Origin of the sequence: Desulfobacter sp. (genome assembly GCA_028768545.1) — a bacterium.
Lineage (GTDB): Bacteria > Desulfobacterota > Desulfobacteria > Desulfobacterales > Desulfobacteraceae > Desulfobacter.
The window spans coordinates 4,127,497-4,149,752 of the sequence record CP054838.1; the positions used below are offsets into that span (position 1 = coordinate 4,127,497).

The 22,256-nt window shown below is 49.7% G+C and carries 20 protein-coding genes and 1 pseudogene; 12 read left to right on the forward strand and 9 right to left on the reverse strand.

Annotation, left to right across the window (positions count from 1 at the left end; genetic code table 11):
- Positions 1-44 precede the first annotated feature (44 nt).
- The 4 genes and pseudogenes from HUN05_19965 to HUN05_19980 form a co-directional block, all read right to left on the reverse strand.
- Entirely contained in the window at positions 45-1,256 is a 1,212-nt protein-coding gene (locus HUN05_19965) for a diaminopropionate ammonia-lyase (GenBank protein WDP87122.1), read from the reverse strand.
- An 83-nt stretch (positions 1,257-1,339) separates the two neighbouring features.
- Entirely contained in the window at positions 1,340-2,284 is a 945-nt protein-coding gene (locus HUN05_19970) for a hypothetical protein (protein ID WDP87123.1), read from the reverse strand.
- 9 nt (positions 2,285-2,293) lie between these two features.
- Positions 2,294-2,647: a hypothetical protein gene (locus tag HUN05_19975; protein WDP87124.1), complete on the reverse strand. Its 354-nt coding sequence runs from the start codon at positions 2,645-2,647 to the stop codon at positions 2,294-2,296.
- Positions 2,644-3,376 (reverse strand): annotated as a pseudogene (locus tag HUN05_19980) (response regulator). Before HUN05_19980 ends, HUN05_19975 begins: the two are co-directional and overlap by 4 nt.
- Positions 3,377-3,576: 200 nt before the next feature.
- Here HUN05_19980 and HUN05_19985 point away from each other — a divergent pair.
- A complete protein-coding gene (locus HUN05_19985) occupies positions 3,577-5,313 on the forward strand; it encodes a glutamine--tRNA ligase/YqeY domain fusion protein (GenBank protein ID WDP87125.1) in 1,737 nt (578 codons plus the stop codon).
- 110 nt (positions 5,314-5,423) lie between these two features.
- On the opposite strand, the gene HUN05_19990 is transcribed toward HUN05_19985, so the two are convergent.
- From HUN05_19990 to HUN05_20000, 3 genes are all read right to left on the reverse strand, one after another.
- Positions 5,424-6,857 carry a cysteine--tRNA ligase gene (locus tag HUN05_19990; GenBank protein ID WDP87126.1) on the reverse strand — a complete coding sequence of 478 codons (1,434 nt, stop codon included), beginning with the start codon at positions 6,855-6,857 and terminating at the stop codon, positions 5,424-5,426.
- 18 nt (positions 6,858-6,875) lie between these two features.
- Positions 6,876-7,352, reverse strand: a complete 477-nt coding sequence (locus tag HUN05_19995) for a 2-C-methyl-D-erythritol 2,4-cyclodiphosphate synthase (GenBank protein WDP88157.1) — start codon at positions 7,350-7,352, stop codon at positions 6,876-6,878.
- A 141-nt stretch (positions 7,353-7,493) separates the two neighbouring features.
- Complete coding sequence (locus HUN05_20000) at positions 7,494-7,961, reverse strand: hypothetical protein (protein ID WDP87127.1); 468 nt, start codon at positions 7,959-7,961, stop codon at positions 7,494-7,496.
- Between the two features lie 326 nt (positions 7,962-8,287).
- Between HUN05_20000 and HUN05_20005 the strand changes: the two genes are divergently transcribed.
- The 5 genes from HUN05_20005 (at position 8,288) to HUN05_20025 (ending at position 13,218) form a co-directional block, all read left to right on the forward strand.
- Positions 8,288-8,860 carry a DNA-3-methyladenine glycosylase I gene (locus tag HUN05_20005; GenBank protein WDP87128.1) on the forward strand — a complete coding sequence of 191 codons (573 nt, stop codon included), beginning with the start codon at positions 8,288-8,290 and terminating at the stop codon, positions 8,858-8,860.
- The gene (locus HUN05_20010; protein ID WDP87129.1) at positions 8,857-9,852 is read left to right on the forward strand and encodes a DUF2804 domain-containing protein; all 996 of its coding nucleotides are present in this window, start codon (positions 8,857-8,859) and stop codon (positions 9,850-9,852) included. Before HUN05_20005 ends, HUN05_20010 begins: the two co-directional genes overlap by 4 nt.
- Positions 9,853-9,933: 81 nt before the next feature.
- Entirely contained in the window at positions 9,934-11,496 is a 1,563-nt protein-coding gene (locus HUN05_20015; GenBank protein WDP87130.1) for an NAD(P)H-hydrate dehydratase, read from the forward strand.
- On the forward strand, positions 11,493-11,966 hold the full coding sequence (gene tsaE, locus HUN05_20020) for a tRNA (adenosine(37)-N6)-threonylcarbamoyltransferase complex ATPase subunit type 1 TsaE (GenBank protein ID WDP87131.1): 474 nt from the start codon (positions 11,493-11,495) through the stop codon (positions 11,964-11,966). The genes HUN05_20015 and tsaE overlap by 4 nt, the downstream gene beginning before the upstream one ends.
- Positions 11,967-12,000: 34 nt before the next feature.
- A complete protein-coding gene (locus HUN05_20025) occupies positions 12,001-13,218 on the forward strand; it encodes an aspartate kinase (GenBank protein WDP87132.1) in 1,218 nt (405 codons plus the stop codon).
- Positions 13,219-13,266: 48 nt separating this feature from the next.
- On the opposite strand, the gene pyrF is transcribed toward HUN05_20025, so the two are convergent.
- The gene (gene pyrF / locus HUN05_20030) at positions 13,267-13,998 is read right to left on the reverse strand and encodes an orotidine-5'-phosphate decarboxylase (protein WDP87133.1); all 732 of its coding nucleotides are present in this window, start codon (positions 13,996-13,998) and stop codon (positions 13,267-13,269) included.
- Between the two features lie 559 nt (positions 13,999-14,557).
- Between pyrF and HUN05_20035 the strand changes: the two genes are divergently transcribed.
- Genes HUN05_20035 through ilvN form a run of 3 tightly spaced genes read left to right on the forward strand, consistent with a single transcriptional unit; the run spans position 14,558 to position 16,633 of the window.
- A complete protein-coding gene (locus tag HUN05_20035) occupies positions 14,558-15,070 on the forward strand; it encodes a response regulator (protein ID WDP87134.1) in 513 nt (170 codons plus the stop codon).
- 24 nt (positions 15,071-15,094) lie between these two features.
- On the forward strand, positions 15,095-16,144 hold the full coding sequence (locus tag HUN05_20040) for a GGDEF domain-containing protein (GenBank protein ID WDP87135.1): 1,050 nt from the start codon (positions 15,095-15,097) through the stop codon (positions 16,142-16,144).
- A 30-nt stretch (positions 16,145-16,174) separates the two neighbouring features.
- Complete coding sequence (ilvN, locus tag HUN05_20045; protein ID WDP87136.1) at positions 16,175-16,633, forward strand: acetolactate synthase small subunit; 459 nt, start codon at positions 16,175-16,177, stop codon at positions 16,631-16,633.
- Positions 16,634-16,646: 13 nt separating this feature from the next.
- On the opposite strand, the gene HUN05_20050 is transcribed toward ilvN, so the two are convergent.
- On the reverse strand, positions 16,647-18,086 hold the full coding sequence (locus tag HUN05_20050; protein ID WDP87137.1) for a hypothetical protein: 1,440 nt from the start codon (positions 18,084-18,086) through the stop codon (positions 16,647-16,649).
- Between the two features lie 170 nt (positions 18,087-18,256).
- Here HUN05_20050 and HUN05_20055 point away from each other — a divergent pair, with 170 nt between their 5' ends.
- The 3 genes from HUN05_20055 to HUN05_20065 are packed head-to-tail and all read left to right on the forward strand — an operon-like array spanning position 18,257 to position 22,243.
- The gene (locus HUN05_20055; protein ID WDP87138.1) at positions 18,257-19,627 is read left to right on the forward strand and encodes an HDOD domain-containing protein; all 1,371 of its coding nucleotides are present in this window, start codon (positions 18,257-18,259) and stop codon (positions 19,625-19,627) included.
- A complete protein-coding gene (locus HUN05_20060; protein ID WDP87139.1) occupies positions 19,617-21,017 on the forward strand; it encodes an L-seryl-tRNA(Sec) selenium transferase in 1,401 nt (466 codons plus the stop codon). Before HUN05_20055 ends, HUN05_20060 begins: the two co-directional genes overlap by 11 nt.
- Entirely contained in the window at positions 21,014-22,243 is a 1,230-nt protein-coding gene (locus HUN05_20065) for a tetratricopeptide repeat protein (protein WDP87140.1), read from the forward strand. Before HUN05_20060 ends, HUN05_20065 begins: the two co-directional genes overlap by 4 nt.
- Positions 22,244-22,256 lie beyond the last annotated feature (13 nt).

The following is a 22,256-nucleotide window of genomic DNA, read 5'->3' on the forward strand; positions in this document are numbered from 1 at the left end:
TTCCATCCGGAAATGGGGCCGATCCGGCACCATTTCCGGATGATTTATTTTAGGGCCCCGGCCGGGTCAATTATTTTTTGGTAATTGACAGGATCGGTATCTCCTTCGGTGCTGAAACAGAGCAAAATACTTTCAGGGGTCAATCCCATATTCTCCCGGATCTGACCAAGACCGGGATCTGTCATAAGGGCCTGGATGAGTCCCGGCCCCACCGCACCGGACTCTCCGGAAATAATAACAGGATCCCCGGGTTCGGGCCGTGCCAGGATATTCATTCCCAGGGCAGCCACCCCGTCTGAACAGGAAACAAACCCGGACGAAAAATCCCTTAAAATATTCCAGGCAAAGGGATTGGGTTCTCCGCAGGCAAGTCCTGCCATCATGGTATCCAGCGCTCCTGAAACACCTCTTGGCCTGCCGTCCCCGGCCCTTGCAGAGCGGTAGATGCAGTCGGCCCGGTCCGGTTCAATCACATAGGCTGCAGGGCAATGATCCTTTAAGGCATTGGCATAGTATCCGAGTACGGCAGCAGCCATGGACCCGACCCCTGCCTGGAGAAAAACATGGGTGGGCAGGGCAAGTTCGTTTCCCTGGATCTGGTCCAGAACCTCTGCCGCCATGGTGGTATAGCCCTGTACAACCCATAAGGGGATCTTTTCATATCCCTCCCAGGCCGTATCCTGAACCAGATGCCACCCCTTTTCCAATGATGCTTGGGCGACCATGCGCACGGTCTGGTCATAGTTGACATCGATCACCCTCACTTGAGCTCCTAAAGCTTCAATATGGGCCACCCGGGCAGGCACGGTTCCTGCCGGCATGAACACCCTTGCCCGGCATCCCAGGCGGCGTGCGGCCCAGGCAAGCCCCCGGCCGTAATTGCCGTCTGTGGCCGTGGCAAAGACCATGGACTGGATCTGTTCTCTAACCCCTGCCTGCTTAAAAAAAGAAAAATCTGTTTCATCAATATCTGTTTTAAGTTTCTGGCAAATCATCCTGGCCAGGGCCCAGGTAGCGCCCAGGGCTTTAAAGGCGTTGAGCTTGAACCGAAAGGACTCGTCCTTGACATAGATCTGTTTGACCCCTAATTTTTCAGCCAGACCGGGAAGGGTATGAAACGGGGTAAAAGAATAATGATCAATGGATTCATGGAATCGCCTGACCCTGGTTTGTTCCTTTTCACTCAAGGCCTCGGGCAGCATGGCTTTTGAGGGGGATTGGAAAACCGCCTTTGCAGAAATTGAAAACAGGTCCATTTTTTTCTCCTTGTATGCCCTTTTGTGTCTATGTCTCTTTTTGCAAATTGCAAAAAAAAGGACAATTAAATCAAAAGAAATTTTTAGCTGATAGAGTCACCCTTTTTAAGTCCATTGTCAAAGGGAATCACCAGGGTAAACCTTGCCCCGCCAAGGGGTGAATCTTTGACCCGGACACTTCCCCAGTGCCAGGTGATGATCCGCTGGGCAATGGCCAGGCCCAGGCCATGTCCACCGGATTCCCTGGACCTGCTTTTATCCATGCGAAAAAACGGGGTGAATATTTTTTCCCGGGCCTTGAGGGGAATACCGGGACCATCATCATCCACATGGATTTTAATTCTAAAAGGGCCGGGAATCAATGAGAGCAAGACCGTATGATGACAATGCCGGATACCGTTTCGTAAAAGATTTCTCACGGCCCATCCCAGGTAAATGGGTTCAAACCGGGCAATGAGATGATCCGTTTCAGGCACAAAGCGAATCTCTTTTGTCTGGGCGGTTTTTCTCTCCTGATCAACCAGGTTTTCAAGCCAGGAGACCATTTCATGGTTGAACAGCTCGGCTGAGTATTCATGTTCCCGTTCAAACCGGGCATAGGTGAGCATCTCATTGACAAGGGATTCGATCTCTTCTACATCCGTGTTGATTTCCTTGATATAGCCTGTTGTTCCATTCTCCTCCCCTGCCATTTCAAGGCTGAATTTAATCCGGGCCAGGGGGGTCCGGATCTCGTGGGAAACCGCATTGGCCAGGTCCTTTTGCGAGGCTATCAATTTTTGGGTCTTCCGGGCCATGGCGTTAAAGGCCCGGACAATTTCAGTCATGGAAGATATTTTAGAGACCTTCGCCCGCGCACCATGATCTCCGGATATAAACCGGGCAATACTCTGTTCGATTTTTCTGATATCCCGGTTGAGAAAAAATGTCCAGGCCAGGGCCGGGAGGGTCAAAAAAAGAACAAACAATAAAAGAAAAAGCACCATGGCCTTTTTATGGAGCTTCTGGTCCGGCCAGGGCCCTCCCATGGCAATGGCCTAGTTTGAGGCCGGCAGACGCATGACCAATGTCTCTTGCTCATCAATTTCCACGATCAGCCCCTTTAAAAAATCAGCCTGATCCCCTTTGTCCACGTCCACCTCAGACAGGGTCAAAAGGGTTAAAGGATAGCCAAACCTGTTCTGGAGAACCTCAAGCTCTTCCTGCCTTTTCCCGGGGTCTAATCGGCCCAGCCGTTCTGCCAGCAGGGAAAAGGTCCCCCTTGCAAACGCCCGTTCCGCCTTGAGCACTTCATCCTTAAACAGCGCCTTGACAATGGGCCCCACCCCTAAGGGAATGGTAAAAAGGGTGCCCAAAAGCAAAATATAAATGGTGATAAAAATTCGTTTCATCCGGAAGAATCCATTGTCCAGGCATCTGCCACAAACAAGTACCCGCTGCCCCACACGGTTTTGATTTTACAGGGCTGGTCAGGGTTGTCCTTTAATTTTTTTCTCAGCCTGGACACGGCCACATCAATGGAGCGGTCAATACCGTCGTACTCAATGCCTTTGACACTCTGGTAGAGCAGGTCCCTGTCCAGGACCTCACCGGCCCGGAAGGCCAGAAGCCAGAAGCCAGAGCAGGTCAAACTCGCTGGTGGACAGATCAACCACCCTTCCTTCCAGGGTCACCCTTCTGGAGGCAAAAAATAATTCCAATGCACCAAAGGTCAGCTCCGTGGCTTCCAGAGGGGCCGACGGGGGAACTGCCCGGCGGAACAATGCCCTGATCCTGGCCAAAAGAACCCGGGGTTCAACTGGTTTTTTCACATAATCATCTGCCCCGATCTCCAGCCCCACCACCTGGTCCATATCCCCCTCCCGGGCGGTTAAAATAAGGATGGGGCCCTGATACCGGTGCCGGACCTCTTGGCAGATGGAAAACCCGTCCTTGCCCGGAAGCATGAGATCCAGAATCACAAGGTCCGAATTCTCTTTGATAATCTTCTGAACAGCCAGATCCCCTCGGTGCTCCACATCAACCTGATATGCCTGCTTGCTCAGGTACCGGCTGACCAGGGCGGCCAACCGCAGGTCATCTTCAACCAGAAGAATCTTTTTTTCTGCCTTAAAATCCATGATCGTAATTCCTAAAATAGTAGACGGGTCAGAAGATCATCTTTGGGGAGTAAACTACCACAAGCCCCCAATCCCCTTCAAAGGGAAAAATGTTTTAAAATGTAATCTTTTTACACGGCCAAAGCATCTGCCCCCTTTAATCATACTCACGAATATGATATGAATTTTCTTTTAAATCAATACTCAAAAATGAGGGACAGATGGAAGAAGAGAATAAAAAAGGGCATTTTATAGAAAGCATTATCCAGGAAGATGTCAGCACAAATAAAAACCAGGGCCGGGTGGCCACGCGGTTTCCGCCTGAGCCCAACGGGTTCCTCCATATCGGCCATGCCAAATCCATTTGTCTGAATTTTAATATGGCGGCCCAGTTTGACGGCAAATGCAATTTGAGATTTGACGATTCAAATCCTGCCAAGGAAAAAAAGATCTACATCGACTCCATTAAAGAGACGGTCAATTGGCTCGGGTTTGACTATGGGACCCCCTTTTTTGCATCTGACTATTTTGACCGGCTTTACGGGTTTGCCATAGAACTCATTGAAACGGGCAAAGCCTATGTGTGCAGCCTCAACCCCGAAGAGATCAGGGAATACCGGGGCACCTTGACCCGGCCGGGCAAAGATTCCCCTTTTCGGAACAGAAGCGTGGCCGAAAACCTGGATCTCTTTGACCGGATGAAAAACGGAGAATTTAGTGAGGGAGAGATCACCCTCAGGGCAAAAATCGATATGGGCTCTCCCAACATCAACCTGAGGGACCCCATCATCTACCGAGTGAAAAAGGCCACCCACCCCAGAACCGCCGACAAGTGGTGCATCTATCCCATGTATGACTTTACCCATTGCATCTCAGATGCACTCGAAGGGATCACCCATTCATTGTGCAGCCTGGAGTTTGAAGACCACCGCCCCCTTTACGACTGGATACTGGACAATATCTCGCTTGCCTGCCATCCCCAGCAGATTGAGTTTGCACGGATGAACATCAACTATACCCTATTGAGCAAACGTAAACTCCAGCGGCTCATTGATGAAAAAAAGGTCTCAGGATGGGATGACCCCCGACTTCCCACATTGGAAGGGATGCGGAGAAGGGGATATACCTCGGCATCCATACGCAAATTCTGCAATATCATCGGGGTGTCCAAAAAAGATAGCCGAATCGACATGGGACTGCTGGAATCCTGCCTCAGGGACGATTTAAATGAAACGGCCCTGAGGGTGATGGGGGTGATCCGCCCCCTCAAGGTGACCATTGAAAACTATCCTGAGGGCAAAACCGAAACCCTGGAAGCCATGAACCATCCTCTCAAGCCCGAGCTTGGCAAGCGGGAGGTGAGCTTTTCCCGGGAGATCTACGTGGAGCAGGACGATTTCATGGAAGCCCCCCCTAAAAAGTTTTTCCGCCTGGGACCGGGCCGGGAAGTGCGGCTTCGGGCCGCCTATTTAATCACCTGCAAAGAGGTGATTAAAAATGAGGCAGGACAAGTGATTGAACTCATCTGCACCTATGATCCGGCCACCCGGGGGGGGAACTCTCCTGACGGCCGCAAGGTCAAGGGCACCATCCACTGGGTCAATGCCAATGACAGCCTGGACGGAGAAGTCCGTCTCTATGACCGCTTGTTCAAGGATGAAAACCCGGAAGCAGACGGCCAGGATTTTGTGGACAATCTAAATCCTGACTCCCTGGAAATCCTGGATCACTGCAAGCTTGAAAAATGCCTTGAAAATGCGGCTCCGGAACAGGTGTTCCAATTTGAACGACTGGGATACTTCTGCCTGGACAAAAAAGACAGCACCGCGGCAGCCCCGGTATTCAACCGCACCGTAACCCTCAGGGATGCCTGGGCCAAACTGGCCAAGCAGCACCCGCCCAGAAAGAACAAGCCGCCCAAACAAAAGAAACAAAAGAAATCAAACACCAAAGAATAAGGCCCGAACACTTTTCATAAAATATTTTGGGTTCGGGTCAACAGACAAAAGGGCTGTAAATTTTAATAAAATTTACAGCCCCTTTATCCTCATCCATTCAGATGACGCGCTTATTCAAATCGCCATACCGTTCCCTGGGGACCGTCCTCCAGCACAATGTTCCTCTCCTGGAGTTCATCTCTTATTTCATCGGCCCTGGCAAAATTTTTCTCCGTTCTTGCTGCGGCCCGCTGGGCAATGAGATCCTCAACATAGGCAAGATCGATATCCTGGTCAGCCATGCCCCTTTCCTTTTTGGCGGCAAAATATTTTTGGGTCGGCAGTAAAAAGATACCCAGAATATCTGAACTGGCCCTGATATCCGCATATACATCAGCAAGCAAGGACCGGTCTGAATCCCCGGGTTTTTCTCGGGTGTCGTCCAAAAGCTTGTTCCCCTTTTTCACGGCCTCAAACACGGCCGCCAATGCCCTTGCAGAGTTAAAATCATCATTCATGGCCCGGGTAAAATCCTCCCACAACGCCCCTTTGCCGTTACCGCCCGTGTCCAGGCCTGCAAGTTCCAGCCGCTCCAAAAAGGCGTAGATCCGGTCCAGGCCCGTGGAAATTTCACCCATGCTCTCCTCGCTGTAATCAATGGGAGACCTGTACTGCTTGGAGAGTAAAAACAGGCGGATCACCTCAGGAGAATAATCGGCAAGCACCTCCTTGATCATGGTGAAATTACCCAAGGATTTGGACATTTTCTCATTGTTGATATCCACAAACCCGTTATGAATCCAGTATTTGACAAACTGCTGCCCGAACACGGCCTCGCTCTGGGCAATCTCGTTTTCATGGTGGGGGAAAATCAAATCCTTGCCCCCGCCGTGGATATCAAAGCTCTCTCCTAAATATTCATAGCTCATGGCCGAACATTCAATATGCCAGCCGGGACGCCCGTTCCCCCAGGGGCTTTCCCAATAGGGCTCACCTGGCTTGGCCGGTTTCCACAGGGTAAAATCCAAGGGGTTTTTCTTTTTCTCGTCCACGGCAATCCTGGCCCCGGCCTGCATATCGTCAGGATTTCTGCCTGACAATTTGCCGTACTCTTCAAAGGATCTGATGGAAAAATAAACATCCCCCCCCGGCACATGGTAGGCTTTTTTCTTGTCTATGAGCATCTGGACAAACCGGATAATATGATCAATGTGGGTTGTGGCCTTGGGTGCAATGGTGGGCCGCAGCACGTTGAGTTCATCCATTTCATTGTGGAATTCATCAATATACTTTTCAGTGATGGCAGTGCAGGAGTTTCCTGTTTCATTGGCTTTTTTTATGATCTTGTCATCCACATCCGTAAAATTACGCACATAGGTCACCTCATAGGCCAGATGCTTGAGCCATCTGTAAACCACATCAAAGACCACCACCGAACGTGCATGGCCGATATGACTGGTATCATAAACCGTGGGCCCGCAGACATACATGCCGACCTTCCCGGGATTGATGGGGATAAATTCCTCTTTCTTACCGCTCAGGGTATTGTAAATTTTCAAACTCATTTTAATTTTCCCGTATACTTAAGTGTCCTTATACAGCAGCACGGTTGACTGGGCTGCAATGCCCTCTTTTCTGCCGATAAAGCCTAAATTCTCAGTTGTGGTGGCCTTGATGTTCACGCAATCGGTATCCATTTCCAGGATCCTTGCAATTTGATCGGTCATGGCCTGTTTATGGGGCGCCATTTTCGGGGCCTGTGCCAACAGGGTACAGTCCAGGTTGACAATTTTAAAATCTTGGGCCTTAATTTTTTGAAGGCAGGCAGCCAAGAGCCGAGAGGAGGAGATGCCTTTATAGGACGGGTCAGTATCCGGGAAATGCTCACCAATATCCCCGAGTCCTGCCGCCCCGAGAAGGGCATCGCAGATGGAGTGAAGCAGCACGTCCGCATCTGAATGGCCCTTCAGCCCCAGGGGGTAATCTATTTTTACCCCGCCGATGACAAGATCCCTTTTGGGTACCAGTTCATGGACATCTGTGCCGGTCCCGATCCTCATCCCTGAAAACCTCATTTTTATCCTGCAACGCCTCCTTTTTCAGCCTGATTTGTGCCCGATACTATATTCATCTTTCCCGGAAAAGTCAAAATCCCTTCAAATTTCAGAATCCTGGCTTTGGCAGATTTCTCCCAGAACAGTTCAGCCCTTTTTTCCTGAGCTTGCTGACCCGTGCATGCTCACAAGCCGGGCAACAAGGACGGCAAGATAAATCTGTCCAAAAATGGCTTCCACACTGACCAAAGATCTTGCCGGGCTGGACATGGGAACAATATCCCCATACCCCAGGGTGGACAGGGTGACAATGCTGAAATACTTTAGCACCCCTGGTGATTCCACAATAAGATTGTGGTCCATGGAAAAAGAGCCTGGATAGACAAGCTCTAAAATCATGTAGAGCTTGGCAAAAAGCAGGGAGGCAAACAGATAAACCACAACAGCCGCTGCAATCACATCCCTTGTCACCTTTGGGGCCTTGAAAATGGACAAAATAATCATCAGGGCAATATAGAGAATAAAAAAGGCCTGAAGCACGGAAGATGCCAAAATCACATTTTCTTTAGGGGTATAAAAATACCCCAGCCAGATAAAAAACAGACAGGGAAGCATCAATGTCACCGAGGCCACCAAGGAGACCGTACCACTCTTTGAAAGGGAAAAAATAGCCGGTATTGGAAAAAAAGGGGGCGGCAATGACGTTGAGCAAAAGCATGGTCAATAAAATGATAAATTTTTCCCGGTTAAAAAATTTGAGCATATGCTCTCCTGAATATTAAACAGATAATGGGGGTATTTTTGATTCCTATCCTCTATCTAAAGACCGTCCCCAAGTCAAGCCCGTACCTCACCTGAATCAGGCTTTTATGGTGGCATTACCCCAAAGATTATTGTATAGATCAAAAAAGGGCGGAACCATAAATTTAAAAGGAAAAGCCATGGAGCGTTGCGACTGGGCCACAACAGATCAAGACTACATTCATTATCATGATACCGAATGGGGCGTCCCTGTCCATGACGATCGAAAAATTTTTGAATTTCTGATTCTGGAAGGGGCACAGGCCGGTTTGTCCTGGCTCACCATTTTAAAACGACGCCACGGTTATAAAAAAGCGTTTGCCGATTTTGATCCCAACCAGGTGGCCCGGTTTACCCCGGACAAGATCCAGGCCCTGATCCAAAATCCCTCTATCATCAGAAACAAGCTTAAAATCAATTCAGCCGTGACCAATGCCCAGACCTTTTTAAAAATCCAGGAGGAATTCGGATCCTTTGATGCCTATGCCTGGAGATTTGTGGATGGTTGCCAGAAAATAAATTCATTCACCGCCATGGAGCAGATTCCTGCCACCTCAAAAGAGAGTGACGCCTTTTCAAAGGATTTAAAACAGCGGGGATTTAAATTTACAGGCTCCACCATTATCTACGCTCATATGCAGGCCACAGGCATGGTCAATGACCATTTGGTCTCCTGTTTCAGATATCAACAAGTCATGGAGGATAGATCATGAGTCTTGTTCACCCCTGGTCCGGCCCTTTTAACCGTCAAGACACCTCAGGCCTGGTTGGCCTGCCCCTGCCCCAAAAATTCAAAAATGCATTCAAAGAAAAACGCTGGTGCTATGCCGGAATTGTATCCGACGATATTTTTTTCGGGGCAGCCGTTGTCCACCTCGGATATGCAGCCTCTGGATTCTGTTTCGGGTTTGACAGAAAGACCAAAAAAATGGTGGAATATACAAAGGTGGGCCTTCCCACAAACCAGGTCCGGTATGACCGGAATCCGGAATCCGGCACCTGTTGGTTTAAAAGGGGTCAAAACCTCATTGAGATTTCAGGGTGCCGTCCCCAGCGAAAACTCAAGGTCAACCTTAAAGAAAAAAACCTGACCGCAGATATTGATATTTTCCCGCCCGACTCAGGGTTTGCCCCCATGCATTTCCCCATGGACATGGGCCGCGGTAAAAACGCCTTTACCACCAAGGCTGCCGGGTTGAGCGCCAAAGGCCATATCAAGATGGGGGATAAACACTATTTTTTATCCCCTGAAACAGGATTTGCCATTTTTGACTGGACCCATGGGGCCTATCCCCGGCAGACCTTTTGGAACTGGGCCTGCGGGGCCGGACAGACCCGGGATAAAACGGATACAAATGAGACACAGGCCATTGGGTTTAATTTTTCAAAGGGGGTGTATGAAAACGGGAGACTGGAAAATACCCTGTGGATCAACGGGAAGCCTGAGCCGGTATCGGCCGTGGACTTTTCCTATGATCCCAAAAATCCGACAGCTCCCTGGGAGATCGTATCAACTGAGCCGAAAATAAAGCTGAGGTTTACCCCGGAAGGCATGCGCCAGGCCAATGACAATTTCATTGTTCTGGCCAGCCGATTTATCCAGCCCTGCGGCCGGTTCAAAGGAGAAATCACCTTAAAATCCGGCCAGACCCTTGTCTTAAAAAACACAGGCGGAGTGGTTGAAGAACACTATGCCAAATGGTAGTTTTAACCTCAGGTAAAAGGCTTTAACGCCCTATGGGCAATGAATTTTATAACCTGTTCAAGTAAAAAAGGAAACTCAGCCATGATCCTTGTCACAGCAGCACAGATGCAGGCCATGGACCAAAAGACCATTCATGAATTTGGCATCCCGGGACGGGTACTCATGGAAAATACAGGAAGAGGCGCCCTGGAAATGCTGGTAGATCTTTTCGACCCCATTGAAAACCACAGGGTGGCCATTGTTGCGGGCCGGGGAAACAACGGCGGGGATGGATTTGTCATAGGCCGCTACCTCATGGAAATGGGGGTAAGCGTCAGTTTTTTTCTCCTGTCCGACCGGAACCGGGTCACAGGGGATGCCAAGGCAAATATGGCCCTGGCAGAAACCCTTCTGGCCCAGCATCCAGACTCCCAGTTCATTGAGATACCGGATGCGCCGGCCTTTAACAGGTATTTTGAACATCTATTGGACCATGACCTTTTTGTGGATGCGATTTTCGGAACCGGGCTCAACTCAGATATCCGAGGTTTTTTCGAGGAGGTGATCACCTGCCTGAACCAGTCTGGCAAACCTGTTTTCAGCGTGGATATTCCCTCGGGCATTCATGCGGACACAGGCAAAGTCTGCGGGGTGGCCATTGAGGCCGATGCCACGGCCACCTTTGGCTTTGCCAAGGCAGGCCAGGTCCTGTATCCGGGCAATTTTCACACCAATGACCTGGAAATCATTGACATCGGCATTCCCGGCCACATTGCCAAGGCTGAAACCCCAACGCTTTTTTTACCTGAGATAAAAGAGGTGGCCAGCCTTTTGCCCCCAAGAGCCTTTGTTTCCCACAAGGGAAATTTCGGCCATGTGATGGTCCTGGCAGGGTCGCCGGGTAAAACAGGGGCCGCAGCCCTTTGCGCCAATGCTGCCATGCGCAGCGGTGCAGGCCTTGTGACCTTGGGGATTCCTGAAAAACTCATGGATGTGATCGAACCCATGGTGATCGAACCCATGACCCTGGGGCTTGCCCAGACAGACTCAGGCGGTCTGTCAGCAAAGGCGGCCGGCCCTGTTCTGGACCAGATAAAAGACAAGCAGGTCCTGGCCATTGGGCCTGGAATCGGCACAGATCCCCAGACCCGGACGCTTTTAAAAGAACTTGTAAAAAAATCCCATCTGCCCATGGTTATTGACGCGGACGGCCTCAACTGCCTGGCCGGGGATCCCGATATTTTCCGATCCGCAAAAGCGCCGGTCATACTCACCCCCCACCCCGGAGAAATGGGGCGGCTGACCCATAAAACAGCCCAAGAAATCCAGGCCGACCGGTTGGCCATTGCCCAAGGCTTTTCAAAAAAATTTAATCTTATCCTGGTGCTCAAAGGGGCCCAGTCCCTGGTCGCCTGTCCGGACGGCACCTGTTTTATCTGCCCCACGGGCAACCCCGGAATGGCGTCAGGGGGCATGGGGGATGTGCTCACCGGCATGATCGCAGGGTTTTTGGGGCAGGGCCTGGCCCCCGAGGCTGCCGCGCTCACTGCGGTTTTCGTCCATGGCCTGTGCGGAGACCGCTTGGCTGAAAACCATGCTGTGGGCTTTCTGGCATCTGACATGGTCAATGAGATTCCTGCAGCGATAGAGGACTTGCAACCATGATCAGCCTGGTCTCTGAATCTGCCCAGACCACAGCAGATCTGGGCTGTAAAATCGGTACCCACCTGTCAACCCTGACCAATGGGTTTGCCATCGCCCTCACAGGGGATCTGGGCACGGGAAAAACCTGCTTTGTCCAGGGACTGGCCCAGGGCCTCATGGTGGATCAGGGGTATTATATCACCAGCCCCACCTTTAATATCATCAATGAATATCCTGCCCGGTCCAAGCGGCTTGTACACATGGACCTATACCGCTTGTCAGATGCAGAGGAACTTGAATACCTCGGAATTGAAGACCTTTTAGGAGAGGATGCGGTCCTGGCTGTGGAGTGGCCGGTATTCTTAGAAGAAACAGGGTTTAAGTTCGATCTTGAATTACGGTTTGAATTTGACAAGGATTTTAACCGGGTGATTTCCATTTTTCCGTCTGGACAACACGGAACAAATCTGTTAAGCAGTTTGATTCTATAAATAAACGAATGATACCCAATATTCAGGAGAAATTATGTCGTTAAGGGTTCAAAAATACGGCGGCACGTCAGTGGCAGATATCGAACGGATCTCCCATGTGGCTGACCGGGTGCAAAAAGCCCATGACCAAGGAGACCAGGTGGTGGTGGTACTCTCTGCCATGGCCGGAGTAACAGACAAACTCATTGCCCTGGCCAACCAGGCATCATCGGCCCCGGACAAAAGAGAACTGGATGTATTGCTGGCCACAGGCGAACAGACCACGGCAGCCATCCTGGCCATGATGCTCAAGGCCAGGGGATACAAAGCCAAATCCTTTTTAGGGTTCCAGGCCGGGATCCACACGGATCACATGTCCGGAAAGGCAAGGATACTTGATATTGACAGCCAAAAATTAAAAATGGCCCTAGATGAAGGGCAGATTGTCGTGGTTGCAGGATTCCAGGGCGCAGACGACGAGGGAGACATTACCACCCTGGGCCGGGGAGGATCTGATACCTCAGCCGTTGCCATTGCCGCCTCCGTCAAGGCGGATGTCTGTGAAATATTTACAGATGTGGACGGCGTCTATACCACGGATCCCAGAATCTGTCCCGATGCCAAAAAGATATCTGCCATTTCCTACGAAGAAATGCTTGAGATGGCCATTCTCGGAGCAAAGGTGCTCCAGATCAGGTCCGTAGAATTTGCAAAAAAATACAATGTGCCCGTACATGTCCGGTCATCATTTAACGAGGAGGAAGGAACCATGGTTATCAATGAAAGCGCTGATATGGAAAGTCCGGTTGTATCAGGCATTACCTGTGACATGAATGAAGCAAGGATCACCCTGAAACGGGTTCCGGATCAGCCCGGGGTCTCTGCAAAAATCTTCGGCCCCCTGGCCGAGGCGGAAATCATGGTGGACATGATCATCCAGAATACCCGGAGCCAGGGCGAAACCGACCTGACCTTCACCGTCACCAATGATGATTTTGAACGGGCCAAAGAAATCTCCGAAGCTGTTGCCAAAAAAATAGGCGCAGGGGAAATCAAAACCGCCACGGAAATTGCCAAAGTATCGGTCATCGGCCTGGGCATGAAGAGTCATTCAGGGGTGGCTGCCACTATGTTCGAGGCCCTGGCCTCTGAAAACATTAATATCAGATTAATCTCCACCTCTGAGATCAGAATTTCCTGTGTAATCTTGTCAAAATATGCAGAACTTGCAGTCAGAACCCTGCACGCGGCATTTGGACTGGACCAGGAATAATCCCTCCAACGCATCAGAAAAAGCCCGGACAAATGCCCGGGCTTTTTTTTACAAAGAGTGTAATACCATCTCAACTTCCTGGGCCACCATTTCAGCGGCCTTGACAGGATCTTTTGCATCCCTGATGGGCCTGCCGATGACAAGATAATCACTGCCGGCCAGGACAGCCTGTCCAGGGGTGGTGATCCGTTTTTGATCATCCTGGGCCAATAAACTCCAATCCGGCCGAATACCAGGGGTCACGGCCAAAAATGACTTGCCCAGGCTCTGTTTGATCATGGTGGTTTCCCTGCCGGAACAGACCACGCCGGCACACCCGGCTGCCTCGGCCATCTTTGCCCGGAGCATGACAAGATCCATGGGAGACTGCACATAGGCCTCTTTGAACCCCCCGGCTTTGACAGCAGAGGCATCATTGTCCGTGAGCAAAGTAACCCCGAGGACCTTTAAATTCCCGCCGCCGGCCTTGACTGCCGATTCAAGCATATCAATTGAAGAGGAACAATGCACCGTAATAAGATCCACGCCTAAATCCGCCACCCGGGTCATGGCCCGGCCAACGGTCGCCGAAATATCATGAAGCTTAAGATCCAGAAAAATTTCAGCCCGGGTCAATGATCTGATCGTTTCCACAACCGAGTGGCCCTGGGAAATAAAAAGTTCCAGACCGATCTTGAACATGCCCACATGGCCGTCCAAAATCCGAACATGGGATATCGCCTCTTCCATTGAGGGAAAATCCAAGGGAAATACAATATAATCCTTACCGTTTTTCTGCATAATTTGGTCCTGTTTACCCGTTATTTTATAATCAAAGTTTAACATCATACCATAAACATCGGGAGATTTCCCGGGTAAAATAGAGGGGCATCAAGCAGGACTTTTTCAATATTTTCCGCCATGGCGGTGAAAATCAAAACAATGTCCAGCAAAAAACCTTGGACAGACCCTCTGTGATTTCGCAGACCTTGGACAGACCCTCTGTGATTTCGCAGACTAGGATAAATTTAAAAAATCAGGAAAACAAAGAGCATCCCAACCCGCATATTTCACGAATTGAGTTTGCTTTAGCTGCAAGGCCCAGGCCGTGAAGTCGTAAAATATTCGGGATAAACGAGTTATCATCTCTTTATCTCGTTTGACTTCCGGGCAATTCATCCTGGTAGAAAACCTTGCAGGCCTGGAAAACAGACTGTCCGCCCCATGATTAAACATATTGATAAAATTTTGGTTTGCTTCTTTGATATGAATCTGATAACAGATGGATATTCATTAGTCGGAAATTACAAATGCAGTATAATATTTATTATAAATTCTTGGGGTAAACACCTTAATTATTATGACTGACGATACCAAATCCAGGCAGGCGCTGATTGATGAAATCAATGCCCTTTCCGCGGAAAACAAACGATTAAAACAGGCGCTTTCTTGTTCCCAGCCGGATCTTAAATCCGGTCAAAAAGCAAAATCAGTACAAGGGAAAACCATACTCATCGTAGACGATAATGAGCATACCAGAACCCTTGTCGCAGACATGGTCATGGAACTTGGATATGATGGGGTGGAGGCTGCCACGCCAGACGATGCCATAAGTTTTTTTTCAAGCGCTCAGGACAAAATTGACCTGATCATCTCGGACATTGTCATGCCCGGAGGAGACGGGCCTGCCATGGTCAATAAAATCCTGAAAATCAAACCCGACATCAAGGTCATTTTCATGTCCGGATACGCAGAGGACGAAATTGTTCACGATGCCGTGTATCAAATCCAGGATTCCTGCACGGCCTTTATTAAAAAGCCTTTTACCCTGACAGATCTTGAAGCTCTGATTGGGGAACAAATTAATGAATAATCATCGTTACTAACAGGTTGACTCATGCTTAATCATATATATCCCGATACCTTGGAAACCACTGGAAATTATCTGCGCCTGGCCTTAAAACAAATTGCCAAGCACAAACAGCCTTACAATCCCATATCCTACGCCTTGTGGTATGAGTATGCCTCTGGCCGGAACCCCCAATTAAACAAGGATATTGAGGAATTTGAAAAAAAGGATTCTATTATTCCCTTTGATATGATTCTCAAGTGGTTCAGAAAATATATTGCGGATCAACAGACCCTGCTGGCTGAAAAAAAGACAAAGAAATTCCAGTCCATTCTCAATGAAATGACCAAGCACCTGGGCAATTCGGGGGACCGGCTAAACGACCAGGGAAACCGCTTGGAGGCCTATACCAGCCATTTGGGCAAAACCGCTTCCATGGAAGATGTCAGAAATATTTCCCAGGGTATTATGTCCGAAACCAAATCCATCATCAAAGGCTCCAGCGCCCTGAAACAGGATATGGATGAGACCATGAGTGAAATAGATGCCTTAAAAAAAGAGCTGGAAGGATTTAAAGAGGCTGCCAAAACCGATATGCTGACAGGCCTGCTCAACCGGCGGGGATTTGATGAGGCTGTTGATTCTGTTATTGAATTATCCCATGAAAAGGACTCTCCTTTAACCCTTATTATCACGGATATTGATCATTTTAAAAAAGTCAACGATACCCATGGCCATCTTATCGGGGACAATGTTCTAAAAATGCTGGCCAAACTCCTCAAGGACCATATTAAAGGCAAGGATATTGCCGCCAGATTCGGGGGGGGGGAAGAATTTATCCTGGTGTTGCCTGAAACCAACCTGAAAGGCGGATTTATCCTTTCCGAACAGATCCGTCACAGCCTTCAAAACATGCGGTGGCGGACCAAGAATTCGGGCGAACCCATAGGCTCTATCACCATTTCCCTGGGCGTGGCCCAGTATAAGAAGGGTGAAGACTTGAACACATTGATTGAAAGGGCAGACAATGCCCTGTACTATGCCAAGGAAAATGGCCGGAATAAAACCATCACAGAACTGGACATAGAAGCAGCCTGATACCATGAAAACAAACAGATCACCCTGACCATGCTGGTTGAAAATGAACCCGGGGTCACAGCCAGAATCACAGGACTTTTTGCAGGCAGAGGATGCAATATTGAAACCATCTGCGGCGCCCCAACGGCCAACCCTAAAATGTCTATAATCACCATCACCACCCTGACCAGTCCCTTGATGCTTGAACAATGCATGAAACAAATCAAACGGCTGGTCAATGTGATCAAGCTTCGAGATATGACCGGGGAAAGAGCAGTAAAAAGAGAAATGGCCCTGGTCTGCGTCAAGGCAAATCCAGAACACCAGGAACGCATCAAAACCCTGATCCGGGATTTTGGTGGAAAACTTCTGGACCAGGGCAGTCTTCACTATATATTTGAAGTCACCGGAGACGAGGATGCCATTGATCTGCTTTTAGAAGAACTGGCACCCTTTGGAATTAAAAAACTGGCCCGCTCCGGAGTCCTTGCCCTGTACCGGGAATCCTGATCAAACCATAAAATCACGCCTGCCAGGAGTGAAATGTTTTCAGCCCCAGAGGATCCGGGTGAATCATCTCATAGATACGGGCATTTGAAAATGCCATGGCCTGGTTGCGTATCCCCTGAAATGAACGGGTCCGGGAAGTATCCTGGCCTAAAATCTGGGCAATTTCCTCCCGAAGGGCCTTGATCTCTTCCATGAGTTCCGTTAAGCGTGTTTCCCTTTCATTCCCCCCAGGCGCTGCCAGGCCTAATTTAGAAAAGAAAACACCCAAATCGGGATCCACACCCTTTCCCGGCATGTCTCCTTGTTCATGGGGTGAGACCGTATTCGTGTCCGCGGAGGCCCGAACGGCAAGATCAATTTGCTGAATCCCGCCTACATTGCCATTTTCAAACAAAAACACACCCGATCGCCTCACCTCTCCTTTTACCTGGTTATCCATGGTGGTCATGGAAAACTCTGTCTGGGCATTGTCCAGATAGACAGCCCCTATCCCGGCATCCTTTAAAGAGATCAGCTGATCATTGCCATCTTTATCCCGGGTCCACACGGAAAGTTGAGAAAAAACAGAATCATTTTCATCTATCCACCCGTTTTTGTCCTGGTCAAATTCGGCCAGTTCATTAAACCCATTTCCCGTCCCCGGTCCGAAAAGCTCAGACCCGTTATTGATCTTTCCGTCATGGTTGCGGTCAAAACTTAAAAATCCGCTGCCTTTGGCAACAAAGGAAATTGATTCCAAATCCCCGTCATTGTCCAAATCAAATTCAAACCGTTCGTCGGTCAATGACGGCAGACTGCCGTCCAGGCTGATCACCAAAGGATCCACAAAACTGACCTCTTCCTGCCAGGTATGGATAAGGGTTTGCTCCTGGGTTTTGGATAGATAGGCCCGGTCCATGGACATCTCCAGGGAAAAATCAATCATCCGCCCATCTTGGGTGTGAACCTGACCCTGGGAAGAAAACCCCATTTGTTCCTGTTCAAAATGTATTTTTGTTTGATTCAGGGAAACAAGCGTTTGACCGGAATCATGAACAGATACCGATTCAAATCCACCGGACACAGGGTTCGCCGGTCCGATCCTATCCCCTTGCCTAAGCTGCCTGGCCACAACATCCCGTTCCATCACCCCTCCCACAAGACGTTCCACCAGCTCTTTTTGCCCAAACTCCGCAGCCATGCTTCCATCTGTACGACTCACCCTGGATGTTGATTCCAAACTTGAGGTGTATTGGGACTGAATTTTTTGGCGGGTCTGTTGGGAAATGCTCACCCGGTCCACCACACCCAGGGGCAGGCGCTTTTGACCTCCCCCCCAGGGAATTGGCCGGCCAGACACCCTCCCCCGGGTTGACCGGGTCATGGTCTTTTGCTCCTTTTCCTCGTAGAACAGGTCTACTTCTTCTCCGGTATGAAATGATGATAGCTGAATGGAATGGTCTAAAATTTTCATGGTATTTTCCCTGGATTCAAGTCGTAGATATTCATATCATAGTCATCGACCCCACCCTCCCAAACCTTTACTCGTCCAAGCCCTGTTTTTTAAAAGAATAAGGCTTGAATCCTTTTGAGAATTAATGATATCTAATGGTAATTTACATTTAGGATAATCCATAAGCATAAATGAGCTATTCAACAATCGAACCTGTTGCCGCCGGTCAATTCAAGGCAATGAAAAAATCCAACCTGGTTTTCCAGGCCTATCTGAGAACCTGTCTTGGGGTAGCCCTGTACGATCGGGTAAACAACGCCGGAGGCATGATCCATATTCTTTTACCTGCACCGCCTGGGAAATCTGCCACAGATACACCTGAAAAATACGCTTCCACAGGTATTCCCATGCTGATCAAAGCGTTGACCGACCTGGGGTGTAGCCCGGGCAATCTCAAAGCCTGCATTGCCGGCGGCGCCCTGGTGGGTCCCATATCCCAGCAGGACATGGGCCTGGATATCGGGGGGCGGTCTGCAGACATTGCCCGGTCCATCTTAAAAACCCAGGGCATAGAAATTCTTACATCCGAAACCGGAGGATTTTTCACCTGCACCCTTGAGCTGGACATGAATACCGGAAACACCCAGATAAAACCGGCATGGGAGCAGACCCTCACCCATGATGGGGTTTTCAATCCACCGGACATGGAAAAAATAATTCAGACCATTGACACCCTTAAACCCATCCCCCAGATGGCTTTGAAAATTTTAAGGATGTTCCAGCAGGGAACGGCGAATCTTTCCGACATTACCCAAGAATTGTCCCAGGATCAGGTGCTCAGCGCCCAGACTCTGAAATTGTGCAATTCAGCCCTGTTTGCAGGCACCATTAAAATTGACACCCTTAAAGATGCCGTCGTCCTCCTGGGAAAAGACATGCTGGTCAAAACCGTGATTACCGCTGCCGTGAAAACCTATTATACCCAAACCGGCCCGTCAGGATACTCATTGTGCAAAGGCGGGCTTTTCTTCCATGCCGTGGGCATGGGCGCCATGGCTGAAAAACTGGCCCAAAAGACCCAAAAAGCCGACCCGCAAAAAGCATATACGGCAGGTCTTCTTCACGATATCGGCAAGGTTGTTCTGGACCAGTTCATTTCAGACGCAGCCCCCCTGATGTTCAGAACCCTGGGCAAGGAAAACCAGAGCTTCATTGATTCGGAAAAAAAGATACTCGGCATCACCCATTGCCAGGCCGGCGCCATCCTGGCGGACAAGTGGCAGCTGTCCGATGCTCTATGCCAGGTCATCCGCTACCACCATACCCCTGAAAAAGCAAATGAGAACCAAGATCTTGTTGCCATTGTCTACCTGGCAGATCTGATCATGGAAAAATTTCTTGCCGGATATGATCTTGAACAGATCCAGACCCATAGCCTGGTGCCGGTCCTCAAACAATTGGACCTGAACATGATGGACCTGTCTGAAATAATTGACGGTCTGCCCTTGGAAGCCATCACCCAAAACCCTATGTCAAAAGACGGAACAGCCAATGACAGATAAACAGCAGCAATTAAAAACCTTGCCAGGGGTGGATCACCTTCTGGTGATTGCCCAGGAGGATGAGCGGTTTTCCACCCTTCCCCGGAAGGTCGTCCTTGAAGCCATCAGAACAAGTATTGACAGGACCCGGAAAAATATTCTGGCAGACATCCCCACAAAGCCCCATGATGATGCCATTCTGTCATCTGCCGCCGCCCTGGCCCAAGAAACCATGAAAAACCGCCTGATTCCCCTGATCAATGCCACAGGCGTGGTGCTCCACACCAACCTGGGCCGGGCCCTGCTTTGCCAGGATTCAGTTGACAACATCCAAAAAATTTCACAATCCTATTCAAACCTGGAACTCAACCTTGACACGGGTAAACGGGGCATAAGATATGCCGCCATTGAAGACCTGATCTGCGAACTTACAGGGGCCCAGGCGGCCATGGCTGTAAATAATAATGCAGGTGCCGTGCTTCTGGCCCTGAACACCATTGCCCAAGGCACCCAGGTTGTGGTGTCAAGGGGAGAACTTGTGGAAATCGGCGGCTCCTTTAGAATACCGGATGTGATGACCAAAAGCGGCTGCATCCTCAAAGAGGTCGGCACCACCAACCGGACCCATTTAAAGGATTACCAGGATGCCGTCACAGAAGAGACAGGGCTCCTTCTCAAGGTCCATACCAGCAACTACAAAATTGAAGGGTTTACCGCCTCTGTTTCTCTGACCGACCTGGTTCATCTGGGAAAAGAAAAAAACATTCCGGTTATGGAAGATTTAGGCTCGGGCACCCTCATTGATTTCAGCCCCTTTGGCATGCCCCCTGAACCCCTGGTCTCTGAACGGGTGGCCGCAGGCACGGACGTGGTGACATTCAGCGGGGACAAACTGCTGGGCGGCCCCCAGGCCGGCATCATCGTGGGTAAAAAACAGACCATTGACCAGATCAAGGCCAACCCCCTGACCCGGGCCCTGCGCATTGACAAGTTGACCCTGGCGGCCCTGGAATCCACACTCAAGCTGTACAAGGATCCCCAGACAGCCATGTCCAAGATCCCCACCTTGAGAATGCTGACCCTGCCCTATGAAAAAATCTGCAAAAAAGCCCAGGCCCTTTTCAATCTTCTGGAAAAAGCACTTGGTCCTAAAGCTGAAATCGGGCAGGCCGACATGGAATCCAGGCCCGGAGGCGGATCTTTTCCCGAGCTGAAACTGCCCACCCGGTGCGTGACCGTACGGCCCAAGGCCATGTCCGTATCCGCCCTGGAAAAAGCATTACGCGCGTCAAATCCTCCGGTAATGGGCCGGATCGAGGATAACAAATTTATTATCGATCCAAGGACCCTCCAAGAGGGTCAGGATGAACTGCTTTTACTAACCCTTAACAGTCTACTGAATAAAAAATGATGAAAAAATTCACCTCCAAAGAAATTCATTTTTTAAAAACCGGATCTGAAACCCAGCCGCTTTTTCCGCCGGAAACCTATCTTTCAGATCTCCTCCACAGCCCCAGTATCCAGTTTACCGCTTTTGAGCAGAGAATGGCCCAGACCAAAATCGTCAAGGATAATTTCATTGCCGCCGTGATCCAGATTGATGCCAGGGCCCCTGAGAAAACCAGGGAAAAAGCAAGGGATATTTTTGAAGCCTGCTTTCACTCGGTTCTGGACAAGGAGCGGGGAATCTGGGAAAGCCTGGATACCATGACCTTTATCCTGGTATTCTGGGATTATAAGGACAAACAGGACGGGACAAGGCTGTTGACCCTGCTCAAAGACAAAATTTCCGCCCAGCTCAAGGCGGACCTGCTCATGGGCCTTGCACCCTGCCCATTTCATGATTTTACCCAGGACAAAATCCTGGGCAATGCCCTCAAGGCCATTGATCATGCGGCCTTTTTCGGCCCCGGCCATATGATAACCTTTGATGCCGTCTCCCTGAATATCAGCGGTGACCGCCTTTACCAGCTGAAAAAATACGAGCAGGCCATTCAGGAGTATGAATCAGGATTAGCCATTGAACCCCAAAACATCAATCTCATCAACAGTTTAGGGGTTGCTTACGGGATCACCGGCCAGTTGGACAAAGCCCTGAATTATTTTGAGCAGGCCTCGGCCATCAGTCCGGAAGAGGTCATGGTCATTTACAATATCGGCCTGATTCACAGAATCAATGAAAATGAAAAAAAAGCCATGGTTTACCTGAGAAAGGCCCATGGGATCAACCCGGAAATCTTTGAAATCGAACTGCTTTTAGGGCACCTGCTCTTCAAGCAGGACCAATATGACCAGGCCATGGTTCACCTGAGTGCTGCTGTGCGCCTCAACCCGGAATCAGGAGCGGCCTTTAGAATGAAAGGTCAGATCTTTCTATATAAAAAAGAAACTGCGTCAGCAGGGGCTCAGTTCAACCTGGCAGTAAAACTCAACCCCCAGGATGCAACGGCCCTGTCCGGATATGCCAAGGCCATGGTTCTTGAAAGAAAAAATCTGTCCATTGCCCTAAGCTTTGCCAAAAAAAGTGTGGCCCTTGATCCAGACAACCCAACGTTCAGCCGGCGGCTGGAAGAGATCCAAGAAATTCATGATCAGGCACAGAGCCAACGCCGGGGGAAAACCATTAAGTCGGCATAAGCCGCAGAAAAAG